Annotated in this window: 15 protein-coding genes; 5 read left to right on the top strand and 10 right to left on the bottom strand. The window is 68.2% G+C overall.

What is annotated here, in order from left to right; all coding sequences use genetic code 11:
* Positions 1-32: 32 nt before the first annotated feature.
* The 3 genes from RQG77_RS02660 (at position 33) to RQG77_RS02650 (ending at position 3,110) form a co-directional block, all read left to right on the top strand.
* Positions 33-605, top strand: coding sequence for a hypothetical protein (locus RQG77_RS02660; RefSeq protein ID WP_311243310.1), 573 nt, complete (start codon positions 33-35; stop codon positions 603-605).
* 91 nt (positions 606-696) lie between these two features.
* Positions 697-1,398 (top strand): YcnI family protein, encoded by a 702-nt coding sequence (locus RQG77_RS02655; RefSeq protein WP_311243309.1) that lies wholly within the window; start codon positions 697-699, stop codon positions 1,396-1,398.
* An 89-nt stretch (positions 1,399-1,487) separates the two neighbouring features.
* Positions 1,488-3,110, top strand: a complete 1,623-nt coding sequence (locus RQG77_RS02650; protein WP_311243308.1) for a UDP-N-acetylmuramoyl-L-alanyl-D-glutamate--2,6-diaminopimelate ligase — start codon at positions 1,488-1,490, stop codon at positions 3,108-3,110.
* Between the two features lie 42 nt (positions 3,111-3,152).
* Here RQG77_RS02650 and dxr read toward each other — a convergent pair whose 3' ends face one another.
* Together dxr and RQG77_RS02640 are read right to left on the bottom strand one after the other, a co-directional pair.
* Positions 3,153-4,235: a 1-deoxy-D-xylulose-5-phosphate reductoisomerase gene (gene dxr, locus RQG77_RS02645; protein ID WP_311243307.1), complete on the bottom strand. Its 1,083-nt coding sequence runs from the start codon at positions 4,233-4,235 to the stop codon at positions 3,153-3,155.
* A 37-nt stretch (positions 4,236-4,272) separates the two neighbouring features.
* Positions 4,273-5,256, bottom strand: a complete 984-nt coding sequence (locus RQG77_RS02640) for an FKBP-type peptidyl-prolyl cis-trans isomerase (RefSeq protein ID WP_311243306.1) — start codon at positions 5,254-5,256, stop codon at positions 4,273-4,275.
* A gap of 123 nt (positions 5,257-5,379) precedes the next feature.
* Between RQG77_RS02640 and RQG77_RS02635 the strand changes: the two genes are divergently transcribed.
* Positions 5,380-6,159, top strand: a complete 780-nt coding sequence (locus RQG77_RS02635; RefSeq protein WP_311243305.1) for a lysophospholipid acyltransferase family protein — start codon at positions 5,380-5,382, stop codon at positions 6,157-6,159.
* Between the two features lie 109 nt (positions 6,160-6,268).
* On the opposite strand, the gene RQG77_RS02630 is transcribed toward RQG77_RS02635, so the two are convergent.
* A complete protein-coding gene (locus RQG77_RS02630; RefSeq protein ID WP_056308243.1) occupies positions 6,269-6,760 on the bottom strand; it encodes an OsmC family protein in 492 nt (163 codons plus the stop codon).
* An 85-nt stretch (positions 6,761-6,845) separates the two neighbouring features.
* Here RQG77_RS02630 and RQG77_RS02625 point away from each other — a divergent pair, with 85 nt between their 5' ends.
* On the top strand, positions 6,846-7,841 hold the full coding sequence (locus RQG77_RS02625; RefSeq protein WP_311243304.1) for an asparaginase: 996 nt from the start codon (positions 6,846-6,848) through the stop codon (positions 7,839-7,841).
* A 60-nt stretch (positions 7,842-7,901) separates the two neighbouring features.
* Here the strand turns inward: RQG77_RS02625 and RQG77_RS02620 are convergent, their stop codons facing one another.
* The 7 genes from RQG77_RS02620 to RQG77_RS02590 form a co-directional block, all read right to left on the bottom strand.
* Positions 7,902-10,670, bottom strand: coding sequence for an FtsK/SpoIIIE domain-containing protein (locus tag RQG77_RS02620; RefSeq protein WP_311243303.1), 2,769 nt, complete (start codon positions 10,668-10,670; stop codon positions 7,902-7,904).
* 58 nt (positions 10,671-10,728) lie between these two features.
* Positions 10,729-11,529, bottom strand: a complete 801-nt coding sequence (locus tag RQG77_RS02615; protein WP_311243302.1) for a protein phosphatase 2C domain-containing protein — start codon at positions 11,527-11,529, stop codon at positions 10,729-10,731.
* A 248-nt stretch (positions 11,530-11,777) separates the two neighbouring features.
* The gene (locus RQG77_RS02610; protein ID WP_311243301.1) at positions 11,778-12,608 is read right to left on the bottom strand and encodes a DUF5684 domain-containing protein; all 831 of its coding nucleotides are present in this window, start codon (positions 12,606-12,608) and stop codon (positions 11,778-11,780) included.
* Positions 12,609-12,724: 116 nt separating this feature from the next.
* Complete coding sequence (locus tag RQG77_RS02605; RefSeq protein WP_311243300.1) at positions 12,725-13,471, bottom strand: peroxide stress protein YaaA; 747 nt, start codon at positions 13,469-13,471, stop codon at positions 12,725-12,727.
* A gap of 76 nt (positions 13,472-13,547) precedes the next feature.
* Positions 13,548-13,808, bottom strand: coding sequence for a F0F1 ATP synthase subunit epsilon (locus RQG77_RS02600; RefSeq protein WP_056308253.1), 261 nt, complete (start codon positions 13,806-13,808; stop codon positions 13,548-13,550).
* Positions 13,809-13,810: 2 nt separating this feature from the next.
* Positions 13,811-15,265 carry a F0F1 ATP synthase subunit beta gene (gene atpD / locus RQG77_RS02595; RefSeq protein WP_045255375.1) on the bottom strand — a complete coding sequence of 485 codons (1,455 nt, stop codon included), beginning with the start codon at positions 15,263-15,265 and terminating at the stop codon, positions 13,811-13,813.
* A gap of 21 nt (positions 15,266-15,286) precedes the next feature.
* On the bottom strand, positions 15,287-16,186 hold the full coding sequence (locus RQG77_RS02590; protein WP_053095762.1) for a F0F1 ATP synthase subunit gamma: 900 nt from the start codon (positions 16,184-16,186) through the stop codon (positions 15,287-15,289).
* Between the last annotated feature and the right edge of the window lie 2 nt (positions 16,187-16,188).

Genomic DNA, 16,188 nt, shown 5'->3' with positions numbered 1-16,188 from the left:
GGTCCGCCGGGCAGGCCCACTAGGCTTGTTCGGTGACCTCCCGCCAGCTGCGACTCCTGCGCGCGGCGTCGGCATCGGCGGTCGCCACGCTCCTCGCTGCGACGTCTCACACGATTGCCGGGGGCGCCGCGCCGCATCCGCTGCTGGTCGTCGCGGTCATGACGCTCGTCGTCCCGATCGCCGCTCTGATCATCGGCGGGCGAGCCTCACGGCTTCGAGTCGCGGCGACCGTACTGGTCAGCCAGGCGGTTTTCCACGTCGTGTTCCAGTTGCTGGGCACTCCGACCGGGACCACCGTGCTCTCCGGGCACCAGCATCACCTCGATCTCTCCGCCCTCGGCCCGACGGCGGCAGCGACCGCCCCCGACCTGCTCATGGTCATCGGCCACCTGGGCGCAGCGGTGATGACGATCGCACTGGTCTGGCACGGCGAATCGATGGTGCGTGCGGTCGCCGGGTGGATGCAGGCGCAGCTGCGCCGTGCGGTCACCGCATTCCGTGCGAGCCACCGGCATCCGATCTCTCCCGTCTTCGCCCTGCCGCTGCTGGTCGATCGCGCTCTCTCCGTCTCCCTGTCACGCCGAGGACCCCCGACGATCATCTGATCGTCACGTCGCCTCATCGAGGCGTTTCCTCACCCCGCGGATGCCGCGCTCATCTCTGCGCGCCCGCACGACAGGAATCAGGAGTTCCACCATGCGTTCCACCACCCGTCGTAACATCACCACTCGCCGCAACCTCGCCACCGGACTCATCGGAGGCGCGGTGCTCGCCCTCGCGATCCCCGCGATGGCCAGTGCGCACGTCAGCGTCAGCCCCGATGAGCTCACTGCGGGAGACCACGGCGTGCTCACCTTCTCGTTCGCCCACGGCTGTGACAACTCACCCACCACCTCGCTGAAGGTGACGATGCCCGAGGGGCTTGCCTCTGTCGCACCCACCATGGACAGCGACTGGACGATCGACATCGAGAAGGGCGACGACGGCCTCGTCAGCGCCGTGACCTACACCGCCGTGACACCGGTGCCGAACGAGCTGCGCGGCGCCGTCAGCATGTCGGTCGGGCTCGACGAGAAGACCCCCGAATCGCTCGCGTTCCCCGTGATCCAGACCTGCGTCGAAGGCAGCACCGAATGGACGCAGCTCGCAGAGGACGGCGAGGACCCGCACAGCCTCGACGCGCCCGCTCCCGTGGTCGAGGTCGCCGCCGCGGCCGCTGACGGCCACGGCGATCACGACTCTGCGGACGAAGCCGCAGACGCGGACGACGCCGATTCCGCTGCCGCCGATGAGTCAGGGGCTTCGAACGCGCTCGGCACGGCGCTCGGCGCAGGCGGCCTCGTCGCGGGCGTCGCCGCGCTCGTCGTCTCCGTGCTGGCCTACCGCCGCAAGGCGTGACGTCCTGGCGCGTCTCCTCGGCTCGATGGGGCCGAGGGGACGTGCCGCACCCCGTGATCTCTCCGGAGCCGTGAGAACATGGATGCGACATGTCGATTGAACAACAACCGAGCCTGCCTCCCGTGCTCCGCCCCGCGAACCCGCCCCGGCGTGAGCTGTCCGAACTAGCCTCTCGATTCGCGCGCGACGTCCGCGGGGAGGTGAGCGGTGTCACCCTGTCGGGGATCACGCTCGCCACCGCCGACCTCCGCCCCGGCGAGGCCTTCGTCGCGATCCGAGGCGTGAACCGCCACGGCGCCGAATTCGCGGTCACCGCCGCCGAGAAGGGCGCCGTCGCGATCATCACCGACGAGGCGGGCGCCGAGATCGCCGAGCCCGCGGGCCTGCCCGTGCTCGTCGTCGACGACCCGCGCGCGGTTCTCGGCGCGTTGAGCGCCTGGGTCTACGGCACCGGAGCAGGCGAGCCTCTCCCGCTGCTGTTCGCCACGACCGGAACCAACGGCAAGACGAGCGTGTCGCACCTGCTCGAGGGAATCCTCGACCAGCTCGGCGTGGTCACCGGGCTCTCCTCGACCGCCGAGCGGCACATCGCCGGAGAGGTCATCGTCTCGAGACTCACGACCCCCGAGGCATCCGAGATGCACGCACTGCTCGCGCTGATGCGCGAGCGCGACGTCGAAGCCGTGGCCGTCGAGGTCAGCGCCCAGGCGCTCTCGCGTCACAGGGTCGACGGCATCCGCTTCGATGTGGCCGGATTCACGAACCTCAGCCACGACCACCTCGACGACTACGCCGACATGCAGGAGTACTTCGAGGCGAAGCTCCCGCTCTTCCGCCCCGACCGCGCCACTCGCGGTGTGGTCTGCCTCGACTCCCCCAACGGGGCGATCGTGGTGGAACGAGCGGAGATCCCCGTCGTCACCGTCGGGACGCCGTCCATCGCGGCCGACCCCGCTGCCGCGGCTCGCGCCGACTGGGTCGTCGCGATCGATGACGAACGCGCGTCCGGGACCACCTTCACGCTGACGGGTCCCGCCGGATCCCTCACAACCACCGTCCCGGTGATCGGCCCTCACATGGCCGCGAACGCCGCTCTGGCGATCGTGATGCTGCTCGAGGGCGGCTACGCGTGGGACCGCATCGTGGCAGCCCTCGAGCGCGACGGCGGCATCGACGCCCACCTGCCCGGTCGCACACAGCTGGTTTCGGGCGACACGGGCCCCGTCGTCTTCGTCGACTTCGGGCACTCCCCCGACGCCTTCGAGAAGACTCTCGCAGCAGTGCGCCGCGTGACCCCTGGCAAAGTGCTGATGCTCTTCGGCGCAGACGGCGACCGCGACGCGAGCAAGCGCTACGACATGGCTCGCACGGCCGTCGAAGGCAGCGACATCCTCGTCGTCACAGACCACCACCCTCGCTTCGAGGACGCGGAATCGATCAGGGCTACTCTGGTCGCCGGAGCCCGCCGCGCACGCCCGGACGCGGAGATCCACGAGTACTCGCCGCCCGAGGCGGCCATCGTCGCTGCCGTCGGCCTCGTCGGCGAGGGCGACTCGATCCTGTGGGCCGGCCCCGGACATCAGGATTACCGCGACATCCGCGGAGTGCGCACCCCCTATTCGGCGCGCGAGCTCGCTCGCCGCGCTCTGCGCGCAGCGGGATGGCCGGTGCCGGACTCGCACTGGCCCGTGCCCTATCCCGACGAAGACTGATCACGGTCAGTGGCCGCAGCGACCGCTGCGGCCACTGTCGTCTCAGGCTGCGGAGATCAGCTGATCCGCTTTGCGGCGAGCCCAGTCCTCGGCCTCGGCAAGGGTCTCGACCGTGAGCGTCTGCGGCGGCTCATGGGCGTCGACCACCCGTGCGATCGTGTCGACGATCCCGAGGAACGGCAGTCGCCCTTCGTGGAACGCGTCGACCGCCTGCTCGTTCGCGGCGTTGTAGACCGCGGGGAACGTGGCTCCCGCACGGCCCACGGCCTTGGCGAGGGCGACGGAGGGGAAGGCTTTGTGATCGAGGGGCTCGAAGGTCCAGGACGTCGCCTGGGCCCAGTCGAGTGGGCGGCCCACGCCGCCGACGCGATTCGGCCAGTCGAGTCCGAGCGAGATGGGCAGACGCATGTCGGGCGGAGACGCCTGGGCGATCGTCGATCCGTCGATGAACTCGACCATCGAGTGCACGATCGACTGCGGATGCACGACGACCTCGATGTCGTCGTAGGCGACGTCGAACAACAGGTGGGCCTCGATGACCTCGAGCCCCTTGTTCACGAGCGTCGAGGAGTTCGTGGTGACCATCCGGCCCATGTCCCAGGTGGGATGGGCGAGGGCCTCCTGCGGAGTCACCTCGGCCATCTCGTCGCGCGAACGTCCGCGGAACGGTCCGCCGGATGCCGTGACGACGAGACGTCGCACCTCGGCATGGGTTCCACTGCGCAACGCCTGAGCGATCGCGGAGTGCTCCGAGTCCACGGGGACGATCTGATCAGGGGCCGCGGCGGCGAGAACGAGCTCACCGCCGACGATCAGCGATTCCTTGTTCGCAAGAGCGAGAGTCCGTCCCGCCTTGAGTGCCGCGAGGGTCGAGCCGAGCCCGATGGATCCGGTGATCGCGTTGAGCACGACGTCTGCCTCGACATCGCGCACCAGCTGCTCGGCCTCGGCGGCGCCGAGCGCCGTGCTCTCGACCTGGAAGGTCTGCGCCTGCTCAGCGAGCATCTCCGCGTTCGAACCGGCTGCGAGGCCGACGAGTTCGAAGCGACGGGGATTGGCGCGGATGACGTCGAGCGCCTGCGTGCCGATGGAACCTGTGGAGCCGAGGACGATGATGCGACGCATGCCGCCAGCCTATGGCAAGCCCTCGGCTCCTACGCCCTTACGGGGCCTGCTCGATGGGCGTGGTCGCGAGGATGTCGACGACGAAGACCAGCGTCTCGTTCTGCAGTTCGCTGCCCTCGGATGCGCCGTAGCCGTCCTTCGGAGGCATGGCGACGATGACCTGGGATCCGACCTGCTGGCCTTCGAGCGCCATCTTGAAGCCGGTCACGACGCCGCTCGTCTGGAACTGCGAGGGCTCCGCGTCGCGGCTCCAGCTCGAGTCGAACTCGGTGCCGTCCGACCACTTGACTCCGCGGTACTGCACGGTGACCAGGTCGCCGGCACCGACGACGGCTCCGTCGCCCTGCTTGAGGACGGCGACCTCGGTCTCGGCGGGCGCATCGGAGTCCGGGATGGTGATGGTGGGAGAGCCGGCGTCGTCGAGCTCGACGGTGGGCATGCCCTCGGTCGCATCGGCATCCGAACCGGAGGCGGTCTTGGGAAGCTGCTCGATGGTCTCGACGTACAGGATGCTCGGGTTCATGCCCTCCTGGGCGGCCGGGAGCGTCAGAACGACACTAGAGCCGATCGGGAGGCATTCCGCGGCGACCGTGAAGACGGTCGACTGGGTGGGGTCGACGATCTGCTGCGGCTGCTGCACCGCGAGAAGTGCGGACAGCACGCCGTCGGGACCGCGCTCCGAGGTGCTGAGCACCTCGTTGGTCGTGGCATCGATGAGCTGGTACCGCAGCGAGACGAGATCGCCGGGCATGACATCGTCACCGTCGCCCTCGACCACGACGGAGCGCTGGGCTTCGGCGAGATCGGCATCTGCGGGAACCGTGACCTTCGCGTCGGCGCCGGTGCCCTCGACGGACACGGCGTCGGAGCCTGCGCCGGAGGCGAGGTCGGCGAGGCAGGAGCTCTGCGCCGACGGATCGGGCGTTCCCGTCGATTCCGGTGCCGCATCGCCGGCGCACCCGGCAAGGAGCAGGGTCGCCGCAGCGACGGTGGACAGGACGATGAGCGGACGCTTGCGCACAGTGAGACCTCAGGATCGCGGGCGGGACACCCCATCATCCCTCATACCCCTTTGTCGATGCTGGGAGGCGCGCTCTGGCGCTTCATTCCCACCGCGGCATGGATCCGGGGGTAATCTGCTCTGATGACGTCAGAGCAGTCCGTGGAGCCCGAATCCTCGCCCGCAGAGACTGAGAAGCCTCGTCACGCCGGCTTCGCCTATGCGCTCGGACGCAGCCTCATCACTCCGCTCGCGCGCACGATCTACCGACCGCGCATCGAGGGCAGGGAGAACGTGCCGAAGGACGGCCCCGTCATCTTCGCGAGCAATCACCTGTCCTTCATCGACTCGATCGCGATTCCGGTCGCGGCTCCGCGCCCCGTGCACTTCCTCGCGAAGTCGAGCTACTTCGAAGGTCCGGGGCTCAAGGGCTGGTTCAGCAAGACCTTCTTCGAGTCCATCGGCGCGATCTCGGTGCGCCGCGGCGCAGGCAAGGCAGCTCTCGATGCACTCGACGTACAGCGTCAGCTGCTCGACGAGGGGCTCGCGGTGGCGCTCTACCCCGAGGGAACGCGCTCTACCGACGGACGTCTTTACAAGGGACGCACAGGGGTCGCCTTCCTTGCACTGCAGACCGGCGCGCCTGTCGTCCCCGTGGGGCTGATCGGCACCGACAAGGTGATGCCGGTCGGCGCCAAGGTGCCCACGCTCAAGGAGCGCATCACCGTGCGGTTCGGTGAGCCGCTGGATCTCGCCCCCCACGGACCCGCCACGAGCGGTCGCGCGCGCCGGCTCGCGACCGACGAGATCATGGCGGCGATCCATGCGCTGTCCGGGCAGGAGCTCGCCGACGCATACAACGAGGCGCCCGCTCAGGGCACGATCGAGAAGATCAAGCAGGCACTCCCGCACGAGCGCCGCTGAGGTCTCGGATCTCCTGATCTCCTGATCTCCTGATCTCCTGATCTCCTGATCTCGGCCGTCGCGCGGCGCCGTCCGCCGCGGCTGGGCACCGCCCGCAGCGTCGGCGGACCTAGCTCTGTGCGCGCACCGTGGCCTCGTGACGCACCGGGAAGTTCATGGAGTTGGCGATGAAGCACCACGCGTTGGCCTGTGCGTGTGCGCGTTCGGCGGCGTCGATCATGGATGCATCCGCGACCACGACCTCGGGCCGCAGCATCACCTCGACGAAGGCTCCGCCACCCGTGCCGTCCTCACGCATCATGCCCGAAGCGGTGTCTCTGTAGGAGACGACCACGACACCGGCGGTGACGCAGGCGTGCAGATACGAGAGCAGATGACACTCGGAGAGCGAGGCGAGCAGGAGGTCCTCGGGATTCCAGCGCGAGGGATCACCGCGGAACGGCTTGTCGGCGGATGCCAGGACGTCTGGCTTGCCCTCGACCTCGAGCGTGACGTCGCGGCGGTAGTCGCGATAACCGCTGGTCCCCGTGCCGGAGTTCCCGGTCCAGGTCGACGTGAGGGAGTAGCGGTGCTCGCCGAGAGGCGCGGGACGATCTGCCATGTCGACAGTCTGCCAGCCGCAGCGAACCTCGGAAACCGCTCCGCCCTGTCACAGCCCCCTGCCGAACCGACGATATCCTGAGGAGGTGCTGGAGACTCTCACCGTTCAGGATGCCGTAGAACTCGCCGTGATCGAACGGAGCGGGTTCATCGAATCCCGCCACGCCGGAGCGGCGGTGGTCCTCTCCCCCGACGGCGACGTCATCGCCCGTCACGGCAATGCGGATGCTCTGATCCTGCCCCGGTCGAGCCTCAAGCCGCTCCAGGCGGTGGCGTGCATCACGGCCGGCGCCTCTCTCGAAGGTGAGCAGCTCGCCATGTCGACCGCGAGTCACAGCGGCACGGATCGGCATGCCTCCGTCGTGCGCGACGTGCTCACCGAAGGCGGACTCACCGAAGACCACCTCGCCTGCCCGCCGGCCTGGCCCGGAGACACGTCCGCTCGCGACGAGCTGGTGCGCGAGCACGGGGCGCAGACCCGGATCCGCATGAACTGCTCCGGGAAGCACGCGGCGATGCTGCGGGCCTGTGTCGCCACGGGCTGGCCCACCGACGGGTACCTCGATCCCGCGCATCCGCTCCAGGTGCACATCCGCGATGTCATCGAGCGCCTCACGGGCGAGAAGGTCGCCCACACGGCGATCGACGGATGCGGCGCGCCGGTGTATGCGCTCACCTTGACCGGCCTCGCCCGATCGATCCATCGGATCGGGACCGCCTCTGACCGCTCCCCCTTCGCTCTGCACCGTGTCGCTGGTTCGCTGGTGCGCGCGGTCCGCGAACACCCCTGGACGATCGACGGCCCCGGTCGCCCTGACACGATCGCCATCGAGAAGCTCGGGGTCTTCGCGAAGGGTGGCGCCGAGGGCGTCATGGTCATGGTCGCTCCGAACGGAACCACCGTCGCCCTGAAGATGCTCGACGGCGGTGCACGCGCCTCCACGATCGTCGCTGCGACGCTCCTCGCGCGAGCTGGCGGACTGACCGACGCCGAGGTCGCGACGCTCGGTGCCGCACTGTCGCTCGAGGTGCTCGGCGGGGGCACGGACGTCGGAGTCATCCGGCCAGGCAGCGGCATCTGAGGCCACCCGCGGCAAGCGGATCCTTCTCGGGGAACGCGCCAGTCCTCGCGTGAGCCGACATCACCGCGGACCGACGAGCGCAGGGATCACCACGCGTCGCGGAGCGGAGTCTCCCGACAGCGACCATGCACGCCCGGCATGGGGGCGGGCATACGGCGGAAGTTCCCGCACACCTGCCAGCTGCCGCAGCTCCGTCGCATTCTCGGCTCTCACGAGCGCCTCACCCTCATTGCGAACCCGCTGCCACAGCCCCCAATGGCGCTGCCATGCGTCCGGTTCACCGATCAGGATCATCGGCCGCCCGCTATCGGACGGCTCCGCCGGCTCGCCCGAGACCGCCAGGACATCGCACTCGGGATACGCGCGAGCCAGTGTCTCGGCGACCACGGACGCGCTCGGTGTGACGAGAGCGTTCACTGCCGACCGTGGATTCCACCGGGCGTCCTCGTCGGCGTGCGTCGTCGCGCGCCGCTGGCCCGCCGAGCGGAGTCGCTCCTCCGGAACCCACGCGATCTGCAGCTCGTGGTCCCCCAACCGCAGGCGTCCTGGCGGGCGATCGCGGTCGTACCCGTCGGGATCCCCACCGGCGGCGAGGTGATCGACGCGGCTCGGCATGCGCAGCAGCCCGCGCTTCGGCAACGAGTCGAGCAGCCTCCCCACCTGCCCCGCCGCCCGCGTCGCCGTCACCACGAAAGTGGTGCCCCCACCGCTCCGCAGAATCTGCTCCCACAGCTGCGCAAGATGCTGGCCGTACTCGATCGGCAGGTCGTTGATCTGCGCATCGATGTCGTCGCAGAGCACGAGTTCCCGCCTCGGCGCACGTCCGGATACGAGTGCGATGACCGCATCCCAGGCACGCTCCGGGTCACGAGGTATCCACAGTGCCTCCGGATGCTGGCTCGCCAGAGCACGCAGGGCCGAGGTGCGACCGGAGCCGGGAGCGCCGATCAGGGCGATGCCGCGATCCGAGCCGACCGACAGGACCTCGAGTGGCTGACTCTGATGCTTCGGGTCGTCAACCCGCCCGAGGATCAGCTCGTCACGCGAGAGCTTCTCGCGGCTCAGATCGGCCAGAGGAAGAACCATCGGCAGCGCGGGAAGCCAGGGGCTCTGAGGCGTCTCGGCCCCTGCCCAGGTCACTGCGACAGCACGGAGGTCTGCCGCGCCGGTGAGAGCGACCCTCAAGGGAACCGGATCGGAGTCTTGAGGTCGACGAGCCAGGGCGAGCCCCCTCGACTCCACGCCACCCGGGAGGTCGGCGGCCGCATCCGTGCCGATCACCGCACGACTGTCTGCGGCCTCACCGACACGCAGACTCACCCGTAGCGGACAGTTCGCCGCGAGCGCATCCCGGATCACTCCGGATGCGCGCTGTGTACCGAGGATGAGATGCATGCCGAGCGCTCTGCCGCGAGCCGCGATGTCGGTGAACACGACACCGAGATCGGTGTGCTCCTGCAACAGCGCAGCGAACTCGTCGACGACGATCACCAGCCTCGGCATCCCGATCTCTCCGATATCGCGCGCGCCGGCTGCCGCAAGCACCGTCTCCCGTCGACGCAGCTCCGCCGTCAGACTGGAGACGCCGCGCCGCGCTCCCTGCTCATCGAGATCGGTGATCACCGCCGCGACCTGCGGGAGTGCCCGCAGCGGCTCGAACGCCGTACCGCCCTTGAAGTCCGCAAGCACGAAGATCACACGCTCCGGGCCGTGCACGCTCGCTATGGCCGTCACCCAGGACACCAGAAGCTCGCTCTTTCCGCTGCCGGTCGTTCCCGTGACGATGGCATGGGGCCCGTCGTCGACGATGTCGAGAATCACGTCGTCACGCTCACCCCTACCGATCGCGGCCGGCAGCCCACTTCGAGACACCGGTTGGGTGAGATCCTCGAGCCGCACTCCAGCGGGTAGTGTGTCGAGGTCTTCGGCGTCCTCGACACGAGACTCGCCGATGACGACGGCCTGCGCGCGCGACAGGCATTCCGCAGCCACCTCGATGATGCCCTCGGGGGTGCGGACTGCCGCGCGATGCGGTTCGACGATGTCGATCACCGTGGTGATGCCCTCCGGCACGTCGTCGTCGCGGCCAAGCAGCCAGAACATCGCATCCGCCGCCGGTCGCGACTCACCGGTCCGTGCCATGCCCAGCCGGAACGCCCTGCGGCGGACCGCACCCGCATGAGGGAAAGCAGACACACCCCACTCATCGAGGTGTTCTCCCACGACCGCGAGCTGCGCGGCGCCGAACCGCAGACACAGCTGGACGACCAGCGCTCGTGCCGCGGCTTCGACGATCGGAGGGGCTCCGCGCAGCGCGACCCCACTGCCGAGGGCCAAGGCGATCGGCACGTTCTCGAGCCGTCCGCACCTCGAGCGGAACTCGCGGTCGCGGTCTCCGTCTCCTCCCACGGCTCTCACCGCGCTTCGAACCGTCCCGCTGCCGACCACGAGCTCCGTCCCCGTGTCCGGCGGGACAGACCCGCGCAACGGGGCCTGCGCCAGGGACGACGCGGCGTCCGGCTGCCGGTGCCAGCGGATCTCACGCTCCTCTTCGTGGAGCTGCCTGAGTTGGGCTTCTGCCGACGACCAGGCCACGGCGCTCTCCTCCTCCGCCAGCCGATGCGCCTTGCGTCGGGAGCGCGCACCGTCGATCAGAGAAGCGAAGATCATCAGCGGACCGAGCGCCGCGAAACACAAGGAGAACAGCGAACCGGTCACGAGCCAGAGCACCACGCCGGCGATTACCGGCACCAGTGCCGCGATGAAGGGTGTGGGTGGTCTGCGCGGCGGCGCAGGGGCAGCAGGTATCACGATCGGCATGGAGTCCATGCCGATCAGTCGACACCATCGAGGGGGCGCGTCGGGTGCCCTCCACAGTCGTGCTGACTTATTCGGTGCGAGCTTCCGATGTGGAGGAAGACTCGTCCGCGACCTGCACGATGACGAGCGTCACGTTGTCGCGCCCGCCGTTCTCGAGAGCTGCGGCGAGCATGGCATCGACAGCCGCCGCAGGATCGGCGTGCTCACGGAGAAAATGCTGGATCCCGTAGTCCGTCAGCTCTTTCGTGAGGCCGTCCGAGCAGATCACGAAGCGATCTCCGGCGCGTACCTCGAGAGTGACGTAATCGGGAGCGGTCAGCTCGCTCGCACCGACAGCGCGAGTTATGACGTTGCTGTACGGGTGCCCCTCGGCCTCTTCCGGGCTGATCTTGCCCGCGGCGATGAGCTCTTGGACGACCGAGTGGTCGGTGGTCACCTGCACGAGACGGTCGTCGCGAAGAAGATAGACCCGCGAATCGCCGATGTTGAGTGCGGCCCAGTGCGGCTCGTCATTCTCGAACTCCAGGAACACTCCGGTGAGTGTCGTTCCCGTGCCCTCGTCGGTCGTCTCCGGGTGGTCGGCGATGTCGCCGACAGCCAACTGGAGAGCACCCTCGATGGATTCACGCTCGACGGCGCCTGAAGCGACGACGGCCTCGAGCCGGTCGACCGTGCTCCGGCTCGCGATCTCGCCACCGGCATGGCCGCCCATGCCGTCAGCGACGATGAACAGGGGATAGTCCGCGAAGAACGCGTCCTGGTTCGTCTCGCGTCTCTTGCCGACGTCGGTGACGCCTGCCCAGGAGATCAGCAGCGTGCGCTGCGCAACCGTGACGCTTCGCGTCTTCGTCGTCGTCGTGTCAGACACTCGTCGCCTCCGAAATTCCTGCGGGTCGGGCCGCGCCGGGATACTCACACATCGTAGTGGACACGACGACGCCCGCACCCGCGCGCCCGGGTCTCGGCAACGCGAGAAGAACGGTGGCGCCGACCCGGCGCTGCGACATGAGCATTCCCCCACGCTATCGTCTCCACCCGACACGCCTGGAATCGGCGAACACGATCCCGGTATGCAACAGAGCCCCCGACCGGAGTCGAGGACTCTGCATCACGTCATCAGGCCGGAGGCTGCGTGGGGTTCGTCGGCGGTGCTGCCGGAGGAGCTGCGGGCGGCGCCGGCGGGACCTGCGGTGCGGCAGGAGGTGCCGACGGTGCTGCCGGAGGCACACCCGGAGCCGACGGAGCCGACGGTGCTGCGGGCGGCGCGTAACCGGGCTGAGCGGGCGGCGCGTAACCGGGCTGAGCCGGGGGCGCGTAGCCCTGAGGGGCGGGAGGTGCGTACCCCTGAGGAGCGCCGTAGCCCTGCGGGGCGCCGTAGCCCTGCGGGGCGCCGTAGCCGGGGCCGGCCGCCGGACGCGGCTGCACGGGGATGCCCTGCCAGACGGTGCGGTCGGCGAGGAAGCCGTTGTTCGCCCACGATGCCGGAGCGATGTTCGGGTTCCAACGCGACTTGTCGAAGGCGTTGATTCCGAGCCACACGAGAGAGAGGAAGACGTACAGGATGACCCAGACGGAGTCCTTCTGGAGCTTGAGACCGACGCGCCACGCGGCGAGAACCGCGACGATCGCGAATCCGATGGCGACCAACCAGCCGAGAACCGGGATCCAGGTCAGCAGGCTGGCGAAGACGAGCCACGGGCTCACATCGCCGAGCTTGAAGAAGATCATGAGGTTGTAGAACGGAACCCAGGCACGCCACTTGCCCTCGACGCCGGCCTTCTCGAAGATCTTCATGAGGAAGAGAGAACTGAGCACGTAGCCGCCGAGGCTGAACACCAGGATGAAGATGAGGTAGATCGCCCAGAAGGCGGCCGCTGCGGCCCCGCCTCCGTCGTAGTTATACGATGACGCGATCGCCGCGCTTACGTCGCCGATAAATGAGAACATGAACCCCTCCGGATCCGATGGAGCAGACGCCTTGCGCGCCGCGACACCCACCATAGCGGGGTCGCGATATATGGGGCAACGACACACGCAGGAGAGGCCCCCCGTGTGACGCGGTGTCATTCGGCGACGACGAACTCCAGGATTCCGGGCTCCGGCGCGTCTCGGAGCACGATTCCCCGCGACTCGGCCCACGTTCGCAGAGTGCGCACCGAGCGCACGCGCGGACGGTCTTCGGCAAGCGCCCGGGTCAGCAGCCCTTTGGACTTCTTGTTGAAGTGGTTGAGCGCACGCCCATGCTCGGTCACCACCCGCACGTACGCGGAGGGGACGGAAGCAGGTACCGGCCCGAGTGCGACGTAAGCCTCGCTTCGCAGGTCGAGGACGAACGCGGGGTCCTCCCCCGCGATGGCCTCGGTCGTCGCTTCTGCCCAGTGGCGGCGCAGCGCCGACAGTCCGGGCAGCGACGTGCCGGCCGCCAGCCTGTAGGGCGGGATCAGGTCGAGCGCGCCGATCGGGCCGAGCGGCGCCGAATGGATCCACGCATGCGATCCGAGCCAACGGCGGGACGCCGATGACAGCGTCTGCGCATCGAGCGCGTCGTAGAGCACTCCCGTGTAGCGATCCACGGCGGGCATCGTGGCGGCAGAGCGCAGCATCCGGTTGTGGACGACATCCCCCGCCTGCTTCGGGCTCAGCTTGAGCACTTTGTGTGCAGCCGCCTCGTCGGCAGCGAGATCGACGAGCGCGTCGATCACGGCATGACGTTCGCCGTGCAGACCGGGAAGCGCGAGAGCGCTGACATCGAGGGGTGCGCCGTTCCCGCCGGGGCGCTTCGTCTCTGACGGGGGAAGCAGGATCTTCATGGGACCTCGGGGATACAGACGCGTCCGCCTCGGCACCCACTGGGGGCGCCGAGGCGGACGCGATGAACTGAACTGATCAGGCGATGAGAGCCGCGTTGCCCGCCACGATCGTCAGGACGTCGCTCTCCATGGAGAGGAAGCCGTCCTGTGCGTTGGCGAGCACCTTGGTGCCATCCGTCTGCGTGATGCGGACCTCGCCCTGGGCGAGGATCGCCAGAACCGGCTCGTGGCCGGTCATGAAGCCGATCTCACCTTCGACGGTCTTGGCGACCACGAGGCTCGCCTCTCCCGTCCAGACCTCCGCGTCCGCGGAGACGAGGCTGACATGCAGCGCCATGGTCAGCCGTTCTCCTTCTGGATCTTCGCCCACTGCTCTTCGACGTCGGAGATGCCACCGACGTTGAAGAAGGCCTGCTCGGCGACGTGGTCGAAGTCACCGCGCGTGATCGCATCGAAGGACTCGATGGTCTCCTTGAGCGGGACGGTCGAACCCTCGACACCCGTGAACTTCTTGGCCATGTACGTGTTCTGCGAGAGGAACTGCTGGATGCGACGTGCACGCGACACGACGATCTTGTCCTCTTCGGAGAGCTCGTCGACACCGAGGATGGCGATGATCTCCTGCAGTTCCTTGTTCTTCTGGAGGATCTGCTTGACCGTGGTGGCGACGCGGTAGTGGTCCTCGCCCAAGTAGCGGGGGTCCATGATGCGCGACGTCGAGGTCAGCGGGTCGATCGCCGGGTACAGACCCTTCGACGCGATCTCACGCGAGAGCTCCGTGGTGGCGTCGAGGTGAGCGAACGTCGTCGCCGGAGCCGGGTCGGTGTAGTCATCGGCGGGCACGTAGATCGCCTGCAGCGACGTGATCGAGTGGCCACGGGTCGACGTGATGCGCTCCTGGAGGAGGCCCATCTCGTCGGCGAGGTTCGGCTGGTACCCCACGGCGGAGGGCATGCGGCCCAGCAGCGTCGAGACCTCGGAACCGGCCTGCGTGAAGCGGAAGATGTTGTCGATGAAGAGCAGCACGTCCTGCTTCTGCACGTCACGGAAGTACTCCGCCATCGTCAGAGCCGAGAGGGCGACGCGCAGACGCGTTCCCGGCGGCTCGTCCATCTGGCCGAACACGAGGGCCGTCTTGTCGAAGACACCCGCCTCTTCCATCTCGTGGATGAGGTCGTTGCCCTCACGGGTGCGCTCACCGACACCGGCGAACACCGACACACCACCGTGGTCCTGCGCGACGCGCTGGATCATCTCCTGGATGAGGACGGTCTTTCCGACACCTGCGCCACCGAACAGACCGATCTTTCCACCGAGCACGTACGGCGTCAGGAGGTCGATCGACTTGATGCCGGTCTCGAACATGGTGGTCTTCGACTCGAGCTGGTCGAAGTTCGGAGCCTTGCGGTGGATCGGCCAGCGCTCGGTGACTTCGATCGTCTCGCCGGGCTCGAGGTTCAGGACCTCGCCGATCACGTTGAAGACCTTGCCCTTGGTGACGTCACCGACGGGGACCGAGATGGCCTCACCGGAGTCGCGCACCTCCTGGCCGCGGACGATGCCGTCGGTCGGCTTCAGGGCGATGGCGCGAACGAGGTCGTCGCCGAGGTGCTGAGCGACCTCGAGCGTGATCTCGACGGACTCGTCGCCGATCGTGATCGTGGTCTTCAGTGCGTTGTAGATGTCGGGGATCGAGTCGTGCGGGAACTCGATGTCGACAACCGGACCGTTGACGCGTGCGACGCGCCCGACGACCGCGGTCGCCGGCTGGTCAGCCGTGGCGGTGGTGGTCATTTTCGTCTCTTTCCTGATGGTCTATTTGCTCGACGAGAGTGCGTCGGCGCCGCCGACGATCTCCGCGATCTGCTGCGTGATCTCCGCCTGACGCGCGTTGTTGCGCAGACGGGTGTAGTCGGTGATGAGCTTGTCGGCGTTGTCGCTGGCCGACTTCATCGCCTTCTGCGTCGCAGCCTGCTTGGCAGCAGACGACTGCAGGAGAGCGTTGAAGACGCGGCTCTGGATGTACACCGGCAGGATCGCGTCGAGGACTGTCTCGGCATCCGGCTCGAACTCGTACAGCGGGTAGACGGCGCTTCCTGCTTCCGAGTCATCGGCTTCCGCGATCTCCAGCGGAAGCAGGCGCACGGATTCCGGCGACTGCGTCATCATGCTGACGAAGCGGTTGTACACGAGGTGGATCTCGTCGACGCCGCCCTCGTCAGCACCGCGGGAGAAGTCCTCGAGCAGCGTGGCCGAGATCTCCTCCGCCGTGTGGAACGACGGGGTGTCGGTGTCGCCGGTCCACTCCGCGGCCGCCGCGATGCGACGGAACTGGAAGTAGCCGACGGCCTTGCGACCGACGAGGTAGAACACCGGCTCCTTGCCCTGCCCGCGCAGGAGCTCCGCCACCTCGAGACCCTCACGGAGGATCTGCGAGTTGAAGGCTCCGGCAAGGCCCCGGTCCGACGAGAAGATCACGACCGCGGAGCGGCGGATCGTCTCGGGCTCGCGGGTGAGCGGGTGGTCGACGTTCGAGTGCGTCGCGACGGCGGACACGGCCCTCGTCACGGCTCGCGCGAAGGGGCTGGACGCCTTGACGCGTGCCATCGCCTTCTGGATGCGCGAAGCCGCGATGAGTTCCATCGCCTTCGTGATCTTCTTGGTCGTCTGAGCAGAAGAGATCTTCTGCTTGTAGACCCTGAGTTGAGCGCCCATGA

It is taken from the genome of Microbacterium sp. WCS2018Hpa-23 (genome assembly GCF_031843845.1).
In the GTDB taxonomy this organism is placed as follows: Bacteria; Actinomycetota; Actinomycetes; order Actinomycetales; family Microbacteriaceae; genus Microbacterium.
This window is presented reverse-complemented; position numbering and strand designations above follow the sequence as displayed.